Source organism: Apibacter sp. HY039, assembly GCF_004023655.1.
In the GTDB taxonomy this organism is placed as follows: domain Bacteria; phylum Bacteroidota; class Bacteroidia; order Flavobacteriales; family Weeksellaceae; genus Apibacter; species Apibacter raozihei.
In genome coordinates this window covers 96,938-118,213 of the sequence record NZ_SAYM01000004.1, presented here as the reverse complement: position 1 = coordinate 118,213, position 21,276 = coordinate 96,938, and the positions used below count along the sequence as shown (strand labels likewise).

At 33.6% G+C, this 21,276-nt stretch carries 21 protein-coding genes and 1 tRNA gene; 11 read left to right on the top strand and 11 right to left on the bottom strand.

Annotated features, from left to right (window positions below):
• Window positions 1-67: 67 nt before the first annotated feature.
• Window positions 68-613, bottom strand: a complete 546-nt coding sequence (gene xrtK, locus EQ921_RS09855; RefSeq protein ID WP_255424479.1) for an exosortase K — start codon at window positions 611-613, stop codon at window positions 68-70.
• Between the two features lie 168 nt (window positions 614-781).
• Here xrtK and EQ921_RS09850 point away from each other — a divergent pair, with 168 nt between their 5' ends.
• The gene (locus EQ921_RS09850) at window positions 782-1,234 is read left to right on the top strand and encodes an HAD domain-containing protein (RefSeq protein ID WP_128331528.1); all 453 of its coding nucleotides are present in this window, start codon (window positions 782-784) and stop codon (window positions 1,232-1,234) included.
• A gap of 196 nt (window positions 1,235-1,430) precedes the next feature.
• Here EQ921_RS09850 and EQ921_RS09845 read toward each other — a convergent pair.
• From EQ921_RS09845 to EQ921_RS09800, 10 genes are all read right to left on the bottom strand, one after another.
• A tRNA-Cys gene (locus tag EQ921_RS09845) sits at window positions 1,431-1,501 on the bottom strand.
• 50 nt (window positions 1,502-1,551) lie between these two features.
• A complete protein-coding gene (gene folB, locus EQ921_RS09840; RefSeq protein WP_128149279.1) occupies window positions 1,552-1,914 on the bottom strand; it encodes a dihydroneopterin aldolase in 363 nt (120 codons plus the stop codon).
• Window positions 1,915-2,868 (bottom strand): methylenetetrahydrofolate reductase [NAD(P)H], encoded by a 954-nt coding sequence (metF, locus tag EQ921_RS09835; RefSeq protein WP_128331527.1) that lies wholly within the window; start codon window positions 2,866-2,868, stop codon window positions 1,915-1,917.
• Between the two features lie 93 nt (window positions 2,869-2,961).
• Window positions 2,962-3,438: a cytidine deaminase gene (gene cdd / locus EQ921_RS09830; protein ID WP_128331526.1), complete on the bottom strand. Its 477-nt coding sequence runs from the start codon at window positions 3,436-3,438 to the stop codon at window positions 2,962-2,964.
• Between the two features lie 131 nt (window positions 3,439-3,569).
• Entirely contained in the window at window positions 3,570-3,995 is a 426-nt protein-coding gene (locus EQ921_RS09825; RefSeq protein WP_128149273.1) for a nucleoside-diphosphate kinase, read from the bottom strand.
• Between the two features lie 103 nt (window positions 3,996-4,098).
• Entirely contained in the window at window positions 4,099-5,712 is a 1,614-nt protein-coding gene (locus tag EQ921_RS09820; protein ID WP_128331525.1) for a 2-oxo acid dehydrogenase subunit E2, read from the bottom strand.
• Window positions 5,713-5,737: 25 nt separating this feature from the next.
• Window positions 5,738-6,742, bottom strand: a complete 1,005-nt coding sequence (gene pdhA, locus EQ921_RS09815) for a pyruvate dehydrogenase (acetyl-transferring) E1 component subunit alpha (protein ID WP_128331524.1) — start codon at window positions 6,740-6,742, stop codon at window positions 5,738-5,740.
• A 477-nt stretch (window positions 6,743-7,219) separates the two neighbouring features.
• Window positions 7,220-7,798: an NAD(P)H-dependent oxidoreductase gene (locus tag EQ921_RS09810; RefSeq protein ID WP_128331523.1), complete on the bottom strand. Its 579-nt coding sequence runs from the start codon at window positions 7,796-7,798 to the stop codon at window positions 7,220-7,222.
• Window positions 7,799-8,809 (bottom strand): saccharopine dehydrogenase, encoded by a 1,011-nt coding sequence (locus EQ921_RS09805; protein WP_128331522.1) that lies wholly within the window; start codon window positions 8,807-8,809, stop codon window positions 7,799-7,801.
• Window positions 8,810-8,865: 56 nt separating this feature from the next.
• Window positions 8,866-9,426, bottom strand: a complete 561-nt coding sequence (locus EQ921_RS09800; RefSeq protein WP_128331521.1) for a Crp/Fnr family transcriptional regulator — start codon at window positions 9,424-9,426, stop codon at window positions 8,866-8,868.
• A gap of 148 nt (window positions 9,427-9,574) precedes the next feature.
• Here EQ921_RS09800 and EQ921_RS09795 point away from each other — a divergent pair, with 148 nt between their 5' ends.
• The 10 genes from EQ921_RS09795 (at window position 9,575) to EQ921_RS09750 (ending at window position 21,256) form a co-directional block, all read left to right on the top strand.
• A complete protein-coding gene (locus EQ921_RS09795) occupies window positions 9,575-10,210 on the top strand; it encodes a TetR/AcrR family transcriptional regulator (RefSeq protein ID WP_221410488.1) in 636 nt (211 codons plus the stop codon).
• A 4-nt stretch (window positions 10,211-10,214) separates the two neighbouring features.
• A complete protein-coding gene (locus EQ921_RS09790; RefSeq protein ID WP_128331520.1) occupies window positions 10,215-11,480 on the top strand; it encodes a TolC family protein in 1,266 nt (421 codons plus the stop codon).
• Between the two features lies 1 nt (window position 11,481).
• Complete coding sequence (locus EQ921_RS09785) at window positions 11,482-12,375, top strand: HlyD family secretion protein (RefSeq protein ID WP_221410487.1); 894 nt, start codon at window positions 11,482-11,484, stop codon at window positions 12,373-12,375.
• Window positions 12,376-12,407: 32 nt separating this feature from the next.
• Window positions 12,408-13,322 (top strand): ABC transporter ATP-binding protein, encoded by a 915-nt coding sequence (locus EQ921_RS09780; protein ID WP_128149257.1) that lies wholly within the window; start codon window positions 12,408-12,410, stop codon window positions 13,320-13,322.
• Window positions 13,291-14,025, top strand: coding sequence for an ABC transporter ATP-binding protein (locus EQ921_RS09775; protein WP_128149255.1), 735 nt, complete (start codon window positions 13,291-13,293; stop codon window positions 14,023-14,025). The genes EQ921_RS09780 and EQ921_RS09775 overlap by 32 nt, the downstream gene beginning before the upstream one ends.
• A 42-nt stretch (window positions 14,026-14,067) precedes the next feature.
• Window positions 14,068-15,174 (top strand): ABC transporter permease, encoded by a 1,107-nt coding sequence (locus EQ921_RS09770; RefSeq protein WP_128331518.1) that lies wholly within the window; start codon window positions 14,068-14,070, stop codon window positions 15,172-15,174.
• Window positions 15,171-16,271 (top strand): ABC transporter permease, encoded by a 1,101-nt coding sequence (locus EQ921_RS09765; protein ID WP_221410486.1) that lies wholly within the window; start codon window positions 15,171-15,173, stop codon window positions 16,269-16,271. The genes EQ921_RS09770 and EQ921_RS09765 overlap by 4 nt, the downstream gene beginning before the upstream one ends.
• A gap of 129 nt (window positions 16,272-16,400) precedes the next feature.
• Window positions 16,401-18,275, top strand: coding sequence for a thioesterase family protein (locus EQ921_RS09760; RefSeq protein WP_128331517.1), 1,875 nt, complete (start codon window positions 16,401-16,403; stop codon window positions 18,273-18,275).
• Between the two features lie 292 nt (window positions 18,276-18,567).
• Window positions 18,568-19,341, top strand: a complete 774-nt coding sequence (locus EQ921_RS09755; RefSeq protein WP_128331516.1) for a hypothetical protein — start codon at window positions 18,568-18,570, stop codon at window positions 19,339-19,341.
• A complete protein-coding gene (locus EQ921_RS09750; RefSeq protein ID WP_128331515.1) occupies window positions 19,322-21,256 on the top strand; it encodes a prolipoprotein diacylglyceryl transferase family protein in 1,935 nt (644 codons plus the stop codon). Before EQ921_RS09755 ends, EQ921_RS09750 begins: the two co-directional genes overlap by 20 nt.
• The last annotated feature ends 20 nt before the right edge of the window (window positions 21,257-21,276 follow it).

The following is a 21,276-nucleotide window of genomic DNA, read 5'->3' as shown; positions in this document are numbered from 1 at the left end:
GTTATTTTTCAGAAGAATAAACAATATAATTACAGGTAGGCTGTTTATAAACAAAAGCCACTTAGGATTAAGCAAATTTTTCATCGTTTTTCATTGATTTAATAAAAGCGAATCGAGCGATTAAGTGATTAAAAGTTAAGTAAATAACTATGAGGAAAAATAGATATACAAAAGTTCCGGCAGCCTGATGCATCCAGTTGATGGAAAATCCGTAAGCAACCAAGAGTTTATTTAGTAAAATAATAAGTACTATTCGGCAAGAATTAATAACTATCGTTAAAAAATAACTACCTAGAAACAATATGAAAAATGCATACACTCGCTGTTGAGCAGTATATAGTAAAGGAATTATTGAGAATATATGGATAGCAAAACATAAGATTAAAAAGTTAAATCCGGAACAGGATTTATTGATTATTATATTTAAACTTTCGTGGTAATATCCGGCGTCCTTGATAAAAATTGAAGATGAATTGTTGAGGAAACCGACGATTTTGCTTGTTGGTTCCAGAAGAAAGTGAAGATCATCCATTTCCGAATATTTATATATTAATTTTAAAATAGTTATGATTATTAGTACTATAAGATTGTGTGTAAAATTTCTATGTTTCATCATATTTTATTTAAAAGTAATTAAATGTATAAAGTACTTTGAAAAACAAAGTTAATACATTTTTAATTATAACAAGTTTTTTGTCAAAAAGAAATAATTTATATTCGCTTAAAATCTGGTTTTTATATATTTATACTTATAACATACATAAAATACATATCTTTGTGTATGCATATCTTATTGGATATTGACGGAGTAATGGTTTCAGCAGCTTCTTGGAAGAAACCTGAAGTTTTAAATGATGGTTTTTATATATTTAAAGATATTGCAGTAGAATCCTTAAATAAAATTATTAAGGCAACAAATGCTTCAATAATATTAACAACTTCTCATAGGTTTAGATTCACACTTGAACAATGGAATAAGGTCTTTGCATCCAGAAATATTTTTGTATCTGTTGATAGATTTGAAAGTAAACAGCCTTATTTAAGTAGAAAACAAGAAATATTGATTGAATGTCAGAATAGTAAGTATGATAATCAATTTATAATTATTGATGATGATAAATCACTTAATGGATTACCTTTTGAACTGAAAAAAAGATTAATTCTAACCAGTCCTCTGATTGGCCTGACAGATGAGTTAGCAAATGAAGCAATTGTACTTTTAAAAAACGTATAAATTTATTATTGCAATAAGCTTAGGAATGTAGAAAAATGAACTGGAATCAATAAAAGAAGCTCTGTTATTAGAAGCAGAAAAATACTTGTTCAGAAAGAAATCTAAAAGAAACCGTGGATAAACTAATTTAAATTTAGTCATATTTTAGATAAGAAATATAATAAAAAAACCACCTTTTCATAGGTGGTTTCTTCTGAGGCTTCGAGCGGATTCGAACCGCTGTACAAGGTTTTGCAGACCTCTGCCTAGCCGCTCGGCCACGAAGCCTTGTTTAATAGGACTGCAAATTTACAATTATTTTTTAATTAAACTATATATTATATTGAAAAATTCTTTTCAAATGTAACTTTTACTTCATCTAAGTCTGCGTTCACCGGTGGATTAATTTTTGAAACTGAAACCCGGGCTTTTTTAATACTTTTATATTTGTTTTCAATTTCTGTCAGAATACGATAGGCAAGATTCTCCAAAAGATTAGAACGAATAGCCATTTGGTCTTTTACTATTTGAGTGAGTTCTCCATAATTAACTGTCTGTTCAAGATTATCGGTTTTTCCAGCCTCTGACAAATCAAGCCATACGATTAAATTTACCAGATAAAAAGAACCAACTATTGCTTCTTCCTCCATACATCCATGATAGGCGTATATTTTTATATTTTTTAATTCTATTTTCTGCATCTAAAATAATTTTTCTGCTATTCTTCGAATATTTTCACTTCTGCCCATAGAGTAAAAATGAAGAACCGGCACTCCATGATCCATCAATTCTTTACACTGATTTACTGCCCATTCAATACCTACTTCATATACTTCTTTGTTTGTCTTACATTTTTCAACTTCTAAAACCAATTCCTGTGGCATGTCAATATGAAATATATTAGGAAGTATGGTTAAATGTTTTTTAATAGATATAGGCTTAATACCAGGTATTATCGGAACAGTAATCCCAATTTCACGACATCGTTTCACAAAATCAAAATATTTTTGATTGTTGTAAAATAATTGAGTGACGATGTAATTGGCGCCTGCGTTTATTTTTTTCTTAAGATAGTGTAAATCCGTATCCATGTTAGGGCTTTCGAAGTGTTTTTCCGGATATCCGGCCACACCTATACAGAAATCTGTAGCACCATCGGCATATTCCTCATGGAGATATTTTCCATGATTCATATCCGAAATCTGACGGGTAAGTTCATTGGCATAGGAATGCCCGTGAGGCACAGGTTTAAAAACGCCCTCACTTTTAATTGGATCACCTCTTAGTACCAAAACATTATCTATCCCAAGGAAATTAAGATCGATTAATAAATTTTCAGTTTCTTCCTTGTCAAATCCACCGCATATAACATGCGGAACAGCATCAATGCTATATTTGTGTTGTATAGCAGCACAAATACCTACCGTTCCCGGTCGTTTACGCGTAACAATTTTTTGTATATATCCCTCAGGTGTCTCTTTATATTCATATTCTTCTCTGTGATAGGTTACCTCGATAAATGGAGGATCAAACTCCATTAAAGGATCTATATTTGAAAAAATGCTTTGGAGGTTATCTCCTTTTTTGGGAGGAAGAATTTCGAAAGAGAATAGGGTTTTCCCTTGTGCTTTTTCTATATGTTCAGTAACTTTCATAATGTATTATTAACGCGCAACCGGCTGCGCAAAATTCAGGCAAATATCGTTAAATATTTTGAAATATATTAATGGTGATAAATTTAGAAACAACTATAGCTGGCTTCCGTCAAAACAAAAAGGCAAAAGCTGTGCTGTCTGATGAAATTTGATTACCCGGCCTTTCATCCCGGTAAATAAAAATTCAAAAGGTTTTTTCTGTCGTGTTTCATATTCTAATAAAACTTGTCTACAGGCTCCACATGGAGCAACAGGATTATCCGTATTTTCATCTTTTCCGGCCACTACAGCCATTTTTACTATTTGCGCATCAGGATAATTAGCTATAGCGTAAAAAATAGCTGTACGTTCAGCGCAAAGGCCGCTGGGGTAAGCTGCGTTTTCCTGATTGTTTCCTACAATAATTTTACCATTGTCCAATAGTAAAGCAGCACCTACCCGAAAATCTGAATATTTAGCATATGCAGTTTCTCGTATAAGTTTCGCTTCCTGTATCAACTGAAAATCTTCCTTATCTAGTTCTTCCCATGTAGAATATTCCTCATATCCTATTTGTAATGTCTTTACCATATATTTTTTTGAAGGGGTTCTAAATTACTAATTAAATGCGTAATAGCTTTTATAATAAACCGGAAATTTATATAAAATTTGTTAAAATAAAGAACTTAATCCTATACGGTAAGAATAATATACATTGTACGTTACTTTAAAGTGAAAATTTCTTTATCTGCAAAATGAAAATGTGCTTCTATATAAGCATTTTCATTACTGTCAGAGCCATGAACAGCATTTCTCTGCATACTTTCAGCATATTTTTTTCGAAGTGTGCCTGCTTCTGCATTATCAGGATTCGTAGCACCTATTAATTTACGGAAATGTTCTACAGCATTTTCTTTTTTTAAAACGGCGGCTACTATAGGTCCTGAAATCATAAAACTAACTAAATCTTCAAAAAAAGGTTTTCCATGATGAACCGAATAAAATTTTTCTGCATCTGTTCTGGTGAGCTGAGTTAACTTTAAAGCTGTTATCTCAAAACCGGCATCGCTTATATCTTTCAGGATAGTACCTATTAATCCTTTTGATACAGCATCGGGTTTTATCATAGTAAGTGTAATATCTGACATTTTCTTTGATTAAAGTTGATTGAGGATTAAATATAATAAAAAACACTCAATTCAGTTAAGAATTGAGTGTTTTTTATTATTTTGTATTGTATCTATATAATTATTAGGCCAATAATGAAATCGGATTTTCAAGATACAATTTAAGAGTTTGTAAAAATTGAGCACCAGTAGCACCATCAACAACTCTGTGATCACAGGCCAGTGAAATTTGCATTACATTCCCGGGAACTACCTGTCCGTCTTTAACTACAGGTTTCTGATTAATAGCTCCTACAGATAGAATACAAGAATTCGGCTGGTTAATAATTGAATTGAATGTTTCTACTCCGAACATACCCAGATTGGAAATAGTGAAGGTTGAACCATCCATTTCATTTGCTTTTAATTTTTTATCTCTTGCACGTCCGGCCAGGTCTTTAACCTGTCCTGAAATCTGCGTAAGAGAAAGGTAATCAGTATTTTTAATTACAGGAACTACCAGTCCGTCTTCAACAGCTACAGCAACACCTATATTAATGTTACCGTGATGAACGATTTTAGTATCCGTCCATGAACTGTTAATTTGCGGATGTTTTCTTAAGGCCACAGCAACTGCTTTAATCACAATATCATTAAAAGATACTTTGGTGTCAGGTAAACTGTTTATACCTTTTCTTGCCTGAATGGCATTATCCATATTTATTTCAAATACCAGATTGTAGTGAGGCGCAGTAAATAAACTGTGACTTAAACTTCTGGCAATTGCGTTTCTCATTGAAGAATTAGGAGTTTCTGAATCAACCCCAGGAGTTATTTGCAATGCTACCGGTGCAGCTGACGACTGTGGTTTAGAGCTTGCCGCTGTAGTAGTAGTTGATGCTGAAGGAGTAAAGCCTTCCACATCCTTGCGGATAATACGCCCCTGATCTCCTGATCCTTTTACTTGGGAAAGATCAATGCCTTTATCTTTTGCAATTTTCTTAGCAAGAGGAGAAGCAAAGACTCTTCCATTACTGGGGGTAGTTACATGTTGCTCAGACTGAACAGGTGCTGGTGTACTCTTGGTCTCAGAAGAAGTACTTGCTGCCGGAGCTGAAGATACGTTGCCTCCATTGGCTACAATAGCACTTACATCTGTTCCTGCAGGTCCGATAATTGCAAGAAGTGAATCAATAGGAGCTGATTCTCCCTCTTGAACTCCTTGATATAATAAGACTCCTCCGTTTCCGTCGTATTCAAAATCCTGAACCGCTTTATCGGTTTCTATTTCTGCTAGTATATCTCCTTCGCTTACAGCATCACCGACAGCTACGTTCCATTTGGAAACTTTACCGTCAGTCATGGTATCGCTAAGTCTTGGTATAGTTATGATTTCTACTCCTTCAGGTACAGCTACAGGAGCAGTACTCTGAGTAGCCACAGGCGTTTCTGCTGCAGGAGCAGGAGTGGCAGCTGTTGCTGTTGCACTACCACCTAATAGGGCGCTTATGTCTTCTCCTTCTTGTCCAACAATAGCTAAAAGAGAGTCTACAGGGGCAGATTCCCCTTCTTTTACTCCCTGATATAAGAGAATAGCATCTTCACCGTCATATTCAAAATCCTGAACCGCTTTATCGGTTTCTATTTCAGCTAAGACATCCCCTTCTTTTACAGGATCACCAACATTCACATTCCATTTGGAAACTTTTCCGTCAGTCATCGTATCACTCAGACGGGGCATTGTTATTTTTTCAGCCATAATTCGGTTATGATTCTTTTATTTTTTATTGATTTTCAAATTTGTCTAAAAAAGGATAATTAGGCTCTGAATAAATGTAGTCATACATAACATTCGGTTCAGGGAAAGGAGCATTTTCTGCAAAATTTCCAACCTCATTCATGTACTCTTTAATTTTTTTATCCATAGCTTCCAACTCTTCTTCTGTGGACCAGCCATTAGAAAGTATTTTATGTTTTACAAAAAGAATAGGATCTTCTTTTTTGTGTTCTTCTACTTCTTGTTTAGTACGGTAAGGTTCAGCATCGGACATTGAGTGTCCTCTATAGCGGTAGGTTCTTGCCTCCAGAAAAGTTGGCCCATCACCTCTTCGTGCTCTTTCAATAGCTTCAAATGCAGCTTCAGCAACAGTTTCCGGATTCATAGCATCTACAGGAGCACAAGGCATTTCATATCCTAATCCCAATTGATAAATATCCAGGTTATTCGTAGTTCTTTCTACGGAAGTACCCATTGCATATTGATTATTTTCACAAACAAATACCACAGGCAATTTCCAGTTCATTGCCATATTAAAGGTTTCATGTAATGTACCTTGTCGTACAGCTCCGTCACCCATATAGCAAATTGTTACAGCATCTCTTTCAAAGTATTTGTCAGCAAATGCAATACCTGCACCTAAAGGAATATGTCCACCTACAATACCATGTCCACCGTATACGTTATGTTCTTTGCTGAATAAGTGCATAGAACCACCCAGACCTTTTGAAGAACCTGTAGCTTTTCCGCAAAGTTCAGACATGGCAACTTCTGGAGTTACTCCCATGGCCAAGGCATGAACGTGGCATCGGTACGATGTTATAATTTTATCTTTTTTGATATCCATAGCATGGGTAAACCCTGCTGCAATAGCTTCCTGTCCGTTATAAAGATGTAAAAAACCTCTAATTTTGTCTTTTAAATAGAGAGAACGGGCTTTTTCTTCAAACCGTCTCCATTTAGTCATCTCTTCAAACCAGTTGAGATACACTTCTTTGCTAAATTCTTTCATCCTTTTCTATTTGTGAGGCAAATTTACATTAAATCCGTTTAAATAACAAAATTTAGAATTATAAGTTTAAATAATTACGTTGGCGTATTTATATTGAATATTTAAGAGGTATTTGCTCAGGGAGGTAGTAGATTTTGAAATTGATAATTTTCATAAAAATTTAATAGGTTCGTAAGAATAAATGCAATGTTATAAGAAATATTTTTTAACGTTAGATTTTAATTGTTAGTTATGTTAAAACAATTATATAATAAAAGATAAACTATAAATTACAATTACCTGTACAGCGTTTGGGTAATTGTAATTTATATGAGTATGCTAAAATAAGTTGTTATCTTATCAAAAAGATTGTTAAATCTTTTTACATTTTGATACTATAATATTAAGTTAGATGAGATAAGTTGTACGACTTAGTAGTATGTTAAAGTCAAAAAGTCTATGTGTGTATTTAAGCATGCAGACATATAGTACCAAACTTTACTTTTGTTTTATTCCAAGAGTATATATTTTTTGAATCCATTTTTTCCTTTGATTTAAATCGGATTTTTTCACAAATTCAATAAAGGTTGTTTTTACCCTCTTTATTCCACAGAATGCCAGAATTGATTTTTTTAATTGATTGATGCTTGGATTTCCATAAAATAGTCTGTAATACCATTGAGGCTGGTCGAGAGTTGTGATAATCCGTGCAGTTTTCCCTTTCAGATATTTATCCCACCAGACAGAATTTTTTCTATACTGAAAGGCTACCCCAGGAAGAAAAACACGATCAATAAATCCTTTCATTATAGCCGGAAATCCACCCCACCATACCGGGTGCACCCAGACAAGGTGCTCCGCTTTTTCTATACTTTCCCAGGCATGTTGTAAATCCGGTTCCCAATCCATTCGTTTCTGATATCCATTTTGAAGATTTGGATTAAAATTTAATTCTCCGATATTAATTAATTCTACATCAGCTCCAGATTCTTTTGCTCCCTTAAAATAAGATTCTGCCAATGCGCTATTTAAGCTGTTTAGAGAAGGGTGACCATTAATTATAAGTATTTTTTTCATTTAATTTATTTTAATTTTTATTGATGTGTTTTGTTGTAAAGATTTTGCTAATTCAAAATTATCATATAGCTGATGACTAAAATAAGTTCCGGAGGGAAATGAAAATAATTTTTCGATATGTAAAACCGTTGAAAATGCTGTTAAATCGCCCTGTCCATTTGCTGATTGAACAGAAATGGTTTCAATATTATCGTTTTGTTTTGTAACAACTATATCGAATGAAGTTTGATCTCCTTTCTTATCGGATAAGAAAATTTTTTTTCTTAAATTAAGCGGAAGTAACCTGAATACATGTAATTTTTGTAATAAAGCAACTCCTAGTGTAGTCATGTTTGATTCAAAAGTGATTTTAGAAGTTACTGTAGGTATTTGATCTATATGATTAAGGATATATAAATCCGGTATTTCAAAAGAATAGGTTTTAAATTTTTTTTTGAGAATTATAAACTCATAATTTTCAGGATATTGGAAATTTTTAATTTGTTTCTTTGTATTATCAAGGTAAACGGGGTATTTTTTGGTTATATTTTCTGCAATAAAATGAGAAGAGCTTTTACCAGAATCATCTTTTGAAGAGTAATAGATGTATATATTAATTTTTTTTATTTTATTAATGCTGTTCTGATTTATTAAACCTCCAATAATTCCAGACATCCATCCTGAGCTAAAAATAATACGGCTATTAATATTTTTATTTTTTGCAAGTTCATAAGAAAGTTTTAGTTGTTCTGAAGGATGAGTAATATCTATATAACTAATTTGATAATTTATGCAGTACTCTAATAGGACGTTTTTTTTGTCTGTTGTGCATAAAACAACCAATTCTATAGAATTTTTAATTATTTGAGTTAAAGTTTCCGGCGTATCTAAATCAATTAATATATGATTGCTTTTTTCGGGTTTTCTGCTGCCAATATACACATGGAAATCAGGATTTCTTTGCTTCAGAATTTTTTCAATTTTTTTTCCAATAAACCCCGAACCACCTACAAGTAAAATTCTTTTGGACATATACTTTTTTCATACAAAAGTATACGTCAATTAAAAAAAATATATAGGACAAATGTCTATAAAACAGATTTTCTAATCCGGCTCAGATGTCGTAAAGATATTCCAAGGTAAGAGGCTAAATGTTGCAATGGGATCTGTTTAATATACTCGGGTTGATTTTTTAAAAGTTCATTATATCTTTCTGCAGCATTTTCTTTTTGAAACGAAAACATTCTTTTTTCCAGTTCAATGTATTCTTTTTCTATAAGCATTTTCTCAACTTTCATAAAATTTATGTTGCTTTTCATAAATGATACAATGTCTTCTTTCTTTATGACCTCCAGTTGAGTATTGCAAACAGCCTGCATATTTTCAGTTGTAGGTTTTCCTGAGATGTATGAAGATAAAGCAGTAATCAGGGTGTTTTCAAACAAAATACAATAAGTAAATTCATCTCCTTTTTCAGTAGTATAAAATGAGCGGATTATTCCTTTTTTAATCCATGCAATTTCGTGGTTAATTTCTCCCTCTCGGATAAAATAATCTCCTTTATTTAATTGTCTGGTATACGATTTCTCTTCAAGATAGAGTAATTCTTCAGATGTTAAAAGATTTAGGCTCTGAAAATAATTTAGCATTTATCAAAGATACAAAACAGCAATAAAAAATTAAAATTTAGTTTTAAAAAAAAAATTTAATCATTTGTTTAAAACAAAAAAATAGTTACATTTGCTATTCATTTGTTTAAAGATTGAAATTATATCGAGTTAAATATTCAACATACATATGATTACAGAAACAGTTATGGATAAAGATATTTCGACTGAAGAAAAAATAAAAAAAGCAGCTAAAAAAGTTTTTCAGAAAAAAGGTTTTGGTTTAACCCGTACAAGAGATATTGCAGAAGAGGCGGATATTAATCTAGCTTTACTGAATTATTATTATCGTAGTAAAGAAAAATTATTTGAGATTGTTATGCAGGATAGTATGAGAGAGATGCTTTCTTATATAAGTACAATTATAAATGATGAGAATACTTCCTTGTCGGAAAAAATTGATGCTGGCGTAGCTAGATATATTGATGGTTTAATGGAAAATCCGCATTTACCGGTATTTGTTTTTAGTGAATTACAGGCTAATCCGGTTAAGTTACTTGATAAATTAGGAATTCCTGATCAATTAATAGCTCATAGTTCCATGTATAGTCAGTTGCAGGATCAAATAGACAAAAAAAATCTGGATCTTACGCCGCTTCATCTTTTTGTTAATCTTGTATCATTATCTATATTTCCTATTATGTCAAAGCCATTACTATCCAACATACATAAGATGGAAGAAAGCGAATACCTTCAATTTATAGAAGAGCGTAAAATAATGATTCCTATATGGTTAAAAGCTATGTTGCAACTTGAAAACACGTAATTTAATGAAAAAGAAAGTTTATTTATTTTTAGGCATGTTATCCTTTTCATTAGGGGGCATGGCGCAGAATATGCTAATTACATTGGAAGAATGCCAAAAAAAAACAAAGGAAAATTATCCACTGATTCGTCAATATGATTTAGTTTCTTTAACTGAAAAATATAATCTTGAGAATCTGGTTAAAAATTTTTATCCGCAAATATCTTTAAACGGGCAGGCATCTTATCAGTCGGATGTGACCAAAATGCCTATAAAAATACCCGGAATGAATGTTCCCACCATGGATAAAGATCAATATAAAATAACTCTGGATGTTTCACAGGTTCTTTGGGATGGGGGGACCATACGTTCTCAGTCAGTCATAACCAAAGCCAATGCCGCTCTTGAAAAATCAAAAACAGATGTTTCGCTATATGCCGTGCAGGATAAGGTTAACCAATTATATTTTGGAATATTGACTCTCGATGAACAATTAAAGCAATTGGATGTTTTGACTTCGGATTTACAAACGAATTATAATTGGGTGGCAGCTATGCTTAAAAATGGTGTGGCAATGGTTTCAGATTTAGATTTGGTAAAAGTGGAGCTTTTAAATGCTGAACAAAATAAAATTGAGATGCAAACCATGCGTGAAGCTTATCTGAAAATGCTGTCCTTATTTGTTCATGAAAGCTTAGATCCTTCCACAAAACTGGAACAACCTGGAGATATTTTAGACTGGGATCATGTGATTCGTCGTCCGGAGCTCTCTTTTTACGAAAGTCAAAGAGGTTTGTATAAAGCACAGGAATCCTCTGTAAAGGCTAAAAATTCTCCAAAATTTTCTCTATTTGCACAAGGAGGATACGGAAAACCAGGACTTAATATGCTGGAACCTGATTTTAAAACATTTGCTATAGGAGGTTTGAGATTAAACTGGAACTTCGGAAATCTTTATACAAGAAAAAATGAAAGAAAACTAATAGAAAACAACCGACAACAAGTCGATGTTCAGGAAGAAGTTTTTCTTTTTAATACTCAGGTACAATTGACACAGATAAAAAATGAAATTGGAAAATATCAGAAATTATTGGAAAAAGATAATGAAATTATCCAATTAAGAAACCGGGTAAAATTAGCAGGAGAAAGTAAATATAAAAATGGAATATATCAGATGAATGACTGGATAGGAGACATAAATGCGGAAAACCGAGCCAGAATCACTCAGGCATTACATAAAATGCAATACTTACAAACAATATACAATTATAAATATGTACAGGGTAATTAAAATGAAAAACAGCATCTTACTCGCAGGATTATTTTCAACGATCATATCCTGTAACCGTAATACTTTTGAACATGATGCTTCTGGGACTTTTGAAGCAACGGAAATAATAGTTTCATCTGAAGCTAGCGGAAAACTGGAGTCTTTACAACTAGTAGAAGGAGATGTATTGAAAAAAAATCAATATGTGGGTTATGTAGATAGTACACAGCTCTTTCTTAAAAAAATGCAGTTAATGGCTGCAAATAAAGCAATTCAGGTTAAGCGACCGGATATACCCGTACAAGTATCCTCGTTACAGGAGCAGCTATCTAAAGCAGAATTTGAAAAAAAGAGAATACTTAAGCTACTGGCAGATAATGCAGCTACTCAAAAGCAGCTGGATGATGCCAATTCACAGATAGCCGTGCTTAAAAAATCAATAGATGCTCAGGTGAATACTTTATCAACCTCTGTTAAAGGGCTCGATGAAGAAACCAACACGAACAAAGTACAAATTTCTCAAATTGAAGATCAGCTGCAAAAAAGTAAGATTATCAATCCTATTGAAGGTACGGTTTTAAATAAATATATTGAAGAAAAAGAAATTGTAACTCAGGGTAAGCCCTTATACAAAATAGCTGATACCAAAAATCTTTTTTTAAGGGCATATATAGTTGCCGGACAGCTGGAAAAAGTAAAAATAGGACAAAAAGTTACCGTTTATATAACTCTTTCCGAAAATAAGCAGAAAAGTTATCCCGGTACTATCAGCTGGATATCAGATAAAGCTGAATTTACACCAAAAACAATCCAAACACAAGATGAAAGACAGAATCTGGTATATGCTGTAAAAATTGCAGTAAAAAATACGGATGGACTTATTAAAATCGGAATGTACGGAGATGTAAATTTTTAATAAGATTAACTTTTATTTCTTAAAATAAATTTATGAGTAGTGCTATATCAATTCAAAATATAACTAAAATTTATCCGGGTAAGCCACCCGTAAAAGCCTTGGATTGCGTAAATCTGGAAATTAAAAAAGGAGAGTTATTCGGACTTATAGGCCCCGATGGTGCAGGAAAAACATCTCTTTTCCGTATTCTGACCACTCTGCTGGTTCCTGAGGAAGGAAAGGCAAGTGTAGAAGGTTATGATACGGTAGATAAATTCAGGGAAATAAGAGATAAAGTAGGATATATGCCAGGAAAATTTTCCTTATATCAGGATTTAACGATAGAAGAAAATCTTAATTTTTTTGCTCATGTATTTAATACTTCAGTAGAAGAAAATTATAATTTAATAAAAGACATTTATGTACAAATAGAACCATTCAAAAAAAGAAGAGCAGGCAAATTATCAGGAGGTATGAAGCAGAAGCTAGCTTTATGTTGTGCATTAATACATAAGCCGACAGTTTTATTCTTAGATGAACCTACGACCGGCGTAGACCCGGTTTCCAGAAAAGAATTCTGGGAAATGTTAGAAAGATTGAAAAAACAGGGTATTACAATTATGGTATCCACTCCGTATATGGACGAAGCCGGTTTGTGTGATAGGATTGCTTTAATACAATCGGGAAAAATACTTTCGGTTGACACCCCTCAACAAATTGTGAAGGAATATCCCTATCATCTGTATTCTTTAAAGTCCAAAAATAACTATCAGATGCTGCAGAAGCTTCGTAAACAGGAAGAAATTTCTTCCTGTTATATTTTCGGAGAATATCTGCACATAACCTTTAAAAATGATAAAGTAGAAATACCTGGAGCAGAAGTAAAAGAAATACAGCCAGGTATTGAAGATTGTTTTATTTATTTAATGAAGAAAGATGAAAGCCATAACAGCCAGTCAATTAACTAAAAAATTCGGAGATTTTATTGCTGTAGACCGTATTACTTTTGAAGTTTCCAAAGGTGAAATCTTTGGGTTCCTTGGAGCTAACGGAGCAGGAAAAACTACAGCCATGAGAATGCTCTGCGGACTTTTGTATCCAACATCGGGAGAAGGTAAAGTAGCTGGTTTTGATATTTATAAGGAAGCCAATAAGATTAAGCAAAATATCGGGTATATGAGTCAGAAATTTTCACTTTATGAAGATTTGACAATACGTGAAAATATGAGGCTTTTCGGTGGGATTTATGGAATGGAAACTAAAGATATTAAAAACAAGACAGAACATGCTTTGGCTGAACTGGGGTTGTTTTCAGACAAAAACACATTGATAAGTTCTCTACCTTTGGGTATTAAACAGAAGGTATCTTTTGCAGTTTCAACCTTTCATTCTCCAAAAATTGTATTTCTTGATGAACCTACCGGCGGAGTAGATCCCATAGCTCGAAGAACCTTTTGGGAAATGATTTATAAAGCATCGGAGCAAGGAATGACCATTTTTGTAACTACCCATTATATGGATGAAGCAGAATATTGTCATCGTGTTTCTATCATGGTTGATGGAAAAATAGAAGCCTTAGATACACCTGCTCATCTGCGGGAAAAATATCAGGCAAATACTATGGATGAAGTTTTTCAGCTACTTGCAAGAAAAGCAGAAAGAGATGAATAATTTCATTTATAAAAAAAATCACCTTAAATAGCTAATGGACAGATGAAACAATTTTTAAGCTTTATAAAAAAAGAACTTTATCATATTACACGGGATGTACGAACAATGTGTATGCTGCTGCTTATGCCCGTAGCCCAGCTTATGATTTTTGGTTTTGCAATCACAACGGAAATAAATAATATCCCCTTTGTTGTTTTGGATAAATCTCAAACTATTCAATCTCAACAATTGATTGAACGATTCAACGGGAGTAAATATTTTAATTTGAAGAGATACTTTAGTGAAGTCTCTGATATTGAAAATAGTTTTCGAAGAGGAGAAGCAAAGCTGGCAATTGTAATTCCCGCTGGATTTGCAGATGATTTGTATCATTCAGGAAATACAGATATACAGCTTATAGCTGATGCATCTAACCCTAATGAGGCTTCAACCGTAACCAACTATGCTCAACAAATAATCTTTCAATATCAGCAACAGCAAATAGCCAATGTTGACCGGGTACCTTACACATTAGAAGGTCAGGTGAAAATGTTATACAATCCTCAGCTTAAAAGTGCCTATAATTTTGTACCAGGGATTATGGGCTTGGTCTTAATGCTTATATGTGCTATGATGACTTCAATTTCAATAGTAAGAGAAAAAGAACAGGGTACTATGGAAATACTTTTAGTTTCTCCACTAAAACCTATCAGTATTGTTCTTGCAAAGGCTGTACCTTATTTGCTTATTTCTATTATTGATATAATTTCCATTTTAGTATTGTCTGTCTATGTGTTGGATGTGCCTATTGCAGGAAACTTAGTTTTACTTCTTTTTTTATGTACAATATTTACTTTGTCAACGCTTTCACTGGGGTTATTAATATCATCTGTAACTAAAACCCAGCAAACCGCCATGATGATTTCAGGTATGGGATTAATGTTACCCACTTTATTACTTTCGGGACTTATTTTTCCAGTAGAGAATATGCCATTACCTTTGAGAATTGTCTCTAATTTGTTACCGGTTACCTGGTTTATAACTGCTGTAAAGGACGTTATGATCAAAGGATTGGGATTATATTCTATACTTAAAGAATGTCTTATTCTTATTGGAATGACAGCATTTCTATTATTGGTGAGCGTACGAATGTTTAAAAACAGATTATGAAAATACTTAAATTTTTATTACAAAAGGAATTCATTCAGGTTTTCAGGAATAAGACCATGTTACGAATGATATTTATGATGCCTGTTTTACAATTAATGCTTTTACCCTGGGCGGCAACTTTTGAACAGAAAAATATACTTTTAAGTGTCATCGATAACGATCATAGTCCCGTATCGGAAAAACTCGTTGAAAAAGTAATAGCTTCCGGCTATTTTAAATTGGCAGACTATTCATCCTCTTATAATCAGGCAATTAAGTCAATTGAAAAAAATCAGGCTGATTTAATTCTTGAGATTCCCCGTAATTTTGAATCTGATTTTATCCGCGATCAAAAAGCTGAAGTTATGCTTTCAGTTAATGCTGTTAATGGACAAAAGGCAGGGCTGGGTGCTTCATATATGGCACAGATTCTGGCTTCATACAATCAAGAAATGAAAGGACAGGTAATTACAAATTCTCCTATAACTATTCAATCGTATTATAAATACAACAAAGAAATGAATTACCGTAATTTCATGGTGCCGGGTATATTGGTCATGCTGCTAAGTATAATAGGAGGAGCTATGTCAGCATTAAATATAGTTAAAGAAAAGGAAGACGGTACTATAGAACAAATCAATGTTTCTCCGGTTCCGGAATATATCTTTATAATTGCTAAAGTCATACCTTTCTGGGTTATCGGTATGTTTATACTTACGGCCGGAATATGCTTAGCCTGGCTGATTTATGGTTTGTTTCCGGCAGGTAATCTATTAGTAATTTATTTATTTGCCTTTTTTTATTTACTAGCCTTTACGGGTTTTGGTCTTATCATTTCTAATTATTCTTCTACGCAGCAGCAAGCTATGTTTGTGGTATTTTTTGCCATGATAATATTTTTTCTTTTAAGCGGTTTATATACTCCCATCAGCAGTATGCCTTCCTGGGCACAGAAAGTAACCTTACTAAATCCTGTTCGTTATTTTATCGATGTAATGAGATTGGTATACATGAAAGGTAGTACACTCAGGGATATATTTCCACAACTTTCAGTAATTGTGGGGTTTGCTATATTTCTTAATCTTGGTGCTATTGTAAGCTATAAAAAAACTAATTAAAATTTAAATAAAATTGGTTTTATTTTTGTACCTATGATTTAAAATCTGGAAATTTATAAACTAAACTTTAGTTTAAAGAGCTAGAAAAGTACAAAATAAATAAAAATAGAGCATCCAAATTATATTTAAATGAAATACAAATTAGTTAACTCCTTTTTTTGGGGTAATTCAGTAGCTTTATCCTGGTTGTGGGGATTAGGATTATTTTTTTCAGTGCAAATGACCTTTTTATTTGGTCTGACAGGTCTGTTTAGTTTTGCATTTTTAAATGCACTCGGATTATTTATGTTTGGATACGGAACACAAAAGATAGCACAGAGAGATAAGGGGCAAGAATCTCTGGAAAGATTTTTTAAAAGATGGTCCAAACCTTTTCGTTTAAGTTTATATCTATATCAGCTTTTAGCTGTAGCACTTACTATATTTGCCATTGTAAATTATTTACTTCGTCCGTTACTCATATCCTATTGGCCAGGATGGGATGAACAGGGAAGCATACTTCAATTATTTACTTTGCTTTTAGTTGTTGCTCTGGTATTATCCGCAGCATGTCTGGTGGGGGAAGAGTTTACCATAAAATCTATTAAATACTGGCATTTATTAGTAGGAATTCTTATAGCCGTTATAGCTAGTGCTTTACTTTTATATTTACAACCGCAGGTGCTTAATGACCCTGTAGCATGGATAACTGAAAATAACAGTAAACCTATATTTTGGGGATATATGATACCTATTCTCATAGGTTTTTTTGTAGGTCCCTGGCTCGATTTACAGCAGTGGCAGAGAGCTATACAAATGCGAAAAGAGAATACAAATATAGCCTCCGGATATTTTTTTGGAGCTTTATTGTTTTTTTTATTTCTCATTTTTCATGGAGTATTAGCCAGTTACGTATTCAATAGTGACTGGTTCACCCAGGATATGGCATCCGTTGGCTTAGGAGGACTTACCTATGGTCACGAAATGATTGTAAACTATATGGTGTATTTTCATTCTGTAATGCCCTGGTGGGTTCCTGCAGGTTATTATTGTTTTATAGCACTTGCCGTTTTGACTACCCTTGATAGTGGCTATGTTGCTACTAAATGGTTTCTTAAAGAAAATTCCAAAACCAGTAATAACCCGGTGCTTTCTATGATTCCATCTAATATTATAGACTCACCAATAGTTACATATCTTACCGCGGCACTTATAGCTGTTTTCGGGGTTCTTACCGACTGTGAAATTGAATATTTTATGGTGTTTTATGCAACGTTTTTTGTTGCTTATGCTGCCTTGGGAATTGCACGGTGTTTTGTGCCTAATTCACAGCATTCACTTCCTCAGGTTAAACTTTTTTCAATAGGAGCGTTTTCTTTAGTGGTTTTTGCCAGTGGATATTTTATGCAGGTAGCGTGGGTAATGATTATGGGGTCTATTTTACCTATATTTTACGTTATCTGGCTGGTTCTTAATACAGATTTACTTAGAGTTGTTAAGGAAAAAGTAGAAGAAGTTATGGATGCAGCATCAGAGATACCAGTGTTAAGGACTCTTTCAAAAGCTACACAAACGGTTATAAATGGTAAAACTGAAGAAGTAAGCACAGGCAGTCATTTTGAAGGAAAATGGTTTGTACACTCTTTTATGGCGACTTATGCAGATACTAACTCTGTAGGGAATGTTTATTTCGGAGTATATGCATTATGGGTAGGAAAAACAAGGGAATTGTTTTTTAATTACGTATTGCCAGATTTTAATTTAAAGGATACTACTTTTTTAATTCTTACCCGTTCATTCGAGCACAAATATATTAATGAAACCAGGGAATTTGAAAAAATCAGTGTTAAAATACGTGCATCAGAGTACAACCGAAAGTTTGCAACTTTAGAACATCAGGTTTTTGACTCTGCTGGAAATTTATTAGGAAAGGGCAAACAACAATTAATATTTGTTTCTCCTAAAGATTATAAAATTCTGGATATTCCGCCGGATGTAATTAAAGCTTTTATGCCTTATATGTAATTAATAAAATAAGTACTTTTGTTTGTGATTAAAATTAAGATAAAAAATTATCTTACAAATTTTGTTTTAAGTATTTTACAGGGATAAACTCTAATTTCATATTTTTTAACCTTTAATAACTGGACAAATTATTTATTATCCCATTATTTGAATTCAATAAACAGTTTTTGAATAAATTTACATATTTAAATAGTTTTTTTAATTAAAAGAATTTAATTTATTGTTTATATTAAAAAAAATAAACAATAAACAAAAGTAACAAAGGTTAATATATAAAACTATTTATATTATTATGAAACTTGTAAAGTGGTACATGGATTTTATCGATGATAAAGGAATGACATGTATAGCATATGCTGCAAAATTAAAATTAATGGGGATTCCTCTGGGTTACTCTGCATTTTTAAAAGGAAGTCCGAAAGAATCATTTACAGAAAAATACAGTCTCAAATATGAATTTCCTGAAGAAAATCAGGCTGAGTATTTTTGGAATTCAGACGAATTTAATAGTAAAATTATATGGAAATCCGGAGAGAGTAGAACTACTCCTGTTAGCCTTTGGAAATCCGGAGAAGGAGAAGTAATCTGGAATAACATTCTTCCAAGAGCACAAGCACAGGCAAAAATTTCAGAACAAAATTATACAGGGTTAGGATATGTGGAATGTATGAGTATGGATTTACCTCCTTGGAAACTTCCAATAAAAATTCTGCGTTGGGGACGATTTGTTTCGGAACAGATAGCTTTGGTCTGGATTCACTGGAAGTTAAAAGATAGCGGTGAAAAACAATGGTTATTTTTAGATGGAAATTTGCAACAAAATATAAAAATAAAGGATTCATTTATTGAATACAAAGCAGGAAGACTGGAAATTCAGCAGGGACATACAATACGAAACGGATTGTTAAAGGATACTGCATTTAAACGGACACCCATGTTAAAAATGCTCTTTCCTGAAAGTGTTTTAAATATAAATGAATACAAACGTTTGGCACCAGGGGAATTAAAAACAGAATCTGGGAATATACATAAAGGATGGATTATAGATGAAACAGTTATTTTCTAAAGACAGTACAATAGGTAAAATAGTTTATGGAGCAATATTTTGTTTTGTGCTTCCGGTTATTTTAGGGTTTTGGGCTTATCGACTGGATATTTTGATTCCCGGATTACCCAAAGTTAAAACAGGGATTTATCTTCCGGTTCTTTTTATTGTGTCTGGAATTTGGTTTATGATTAAAGGAATGTGGCATTTGTGGAAAGATGGAAAAGGATTGCCTATGAATGCATTTCCCCCTTCCGAATTTGTGCGAAAAGGAGTTTACCGCTGGATTTCCCATCCAATTTATTTGGGAAGTGTACTTACTTTAGCCGGAATCTTTTTTTTATTTGGATTAGCTTCCGGAGTATGGATCATAATACCTTGTTTTATCGTGGGAATTTTTGTTTTATTATTTGGATATGAAATTCCTGATTTGCAGAGAAGATTCGGCAAAGAATATAAAGAAGCCGAAACGGTTTTTCCAGCTTTCAGTAACAAAAAACCAACAGCAGGAAATCGTCTGGCAGCCTATTTTTTTATATTGATTCCCTGGCTGTTAATTTATCTGTATTTGTCAGAACTGCTTCCAGTTGAAAATTTACATGATACGTATTTTTCTGTAGAATATACCTGGAAAGTACAAACTTGGGCCGTAATTCCATATTTAGTAACCTATCTTTGGGTAGCCATAGTCCCGTTAGTAGCTAAAAGCCAAAAGTCATTACGAAGGTTTATGTTTGCCGGAATTTTAGGTAGCATGATCGGATTTTCCTGTTTTGTACTTTTTCCATTAGGAGCAACCCCGCGTCCGTTCATTGTACGGGATGTTTGGGGAGAATGGCTGCAAATACAACGGGAGATGGATACATCGGCCTGTGCATTTCCTTCCCTTCATGTATTCTGGGCTTGTCTGTCTGTGATTGTATGGAAGGAAATTATATCAAAATGGATATCTTGGGGAATAGCAATGCTTATAAGTATAAGTTGTATCCTTACCGGAGTTCATTCAGTATTGGACGTAGTTTCCGGATTTATACTGATGCTTGTATCTCTTCAATATTCACAGATTTACAAAATGATATTGCTTTATTGTGAAAAACTGGCAAATAGCTGGCAGGAATGGAAAGTAGGTAAGGTTCGGATTATAAATCACGGAGTGTATGTAGGTTTGGCTTCTGGTTTTGGATTGTTGCTGATGGGCCTTTTCTTACCTCAGATTCCTTTCTGGAAACTTGCAGTAGTCAGTCTGGCAGGATTGGTAGGAGCCGGAATCTGGGGGCAATGGCTGGAAGCATCCAGTCAATTGATGCGTCCTTTCGGTTACTATGGAGGAGTAATCGGAGGTTCCGTTGCGATGATTTTGGTAGGATTTCAGGATTTCTGGCAGTTAAGTGCGGCTTTTGCCTGTGTAGCTCCTTGGGTTCAGGCAGTAGGACGTTTGCGCTGTTTTGTGCAAGGGTGTTGCCATGGCAGGGTATGTAATGAAAAACACGGAGTACATTACCGGAAACCGCTGAACCGGGTGGTGCGTATTGCCGGACTGTACAATCGACCGGTTTATCCTACTCAGTTATATTCCATTATAGGTAATTCATTCCTTATAATTTTGTTATGGACTTTAGCATTTCATGGTTTACCTGCTTCCCTGATCATTGGGTTGTATCTGTTTTTTAGTGCCTGTTTTCGTTTTTTTGAAGAAGCTTTCCGCGGAGAGCCTCAAACACCTTCGTATTCACATTTGTCTGTTTATCAATGGTTAGCGGTAGGTTTTGCAATGGCAGGTATTATTCTCAGTATGTTTTCTTCGCCTGAAATGAATCTTCATTTTGTCTGGCGAAATGATGTTTTATTTACCTCCTTAGCATATGGAGTATTGGTATGGATGGCCATGGGAGTTGATGTTCCGGATTCCCAAAGGCCTATGTCCCGTCTGACTTGATTGTATGGAATTAAATGGAT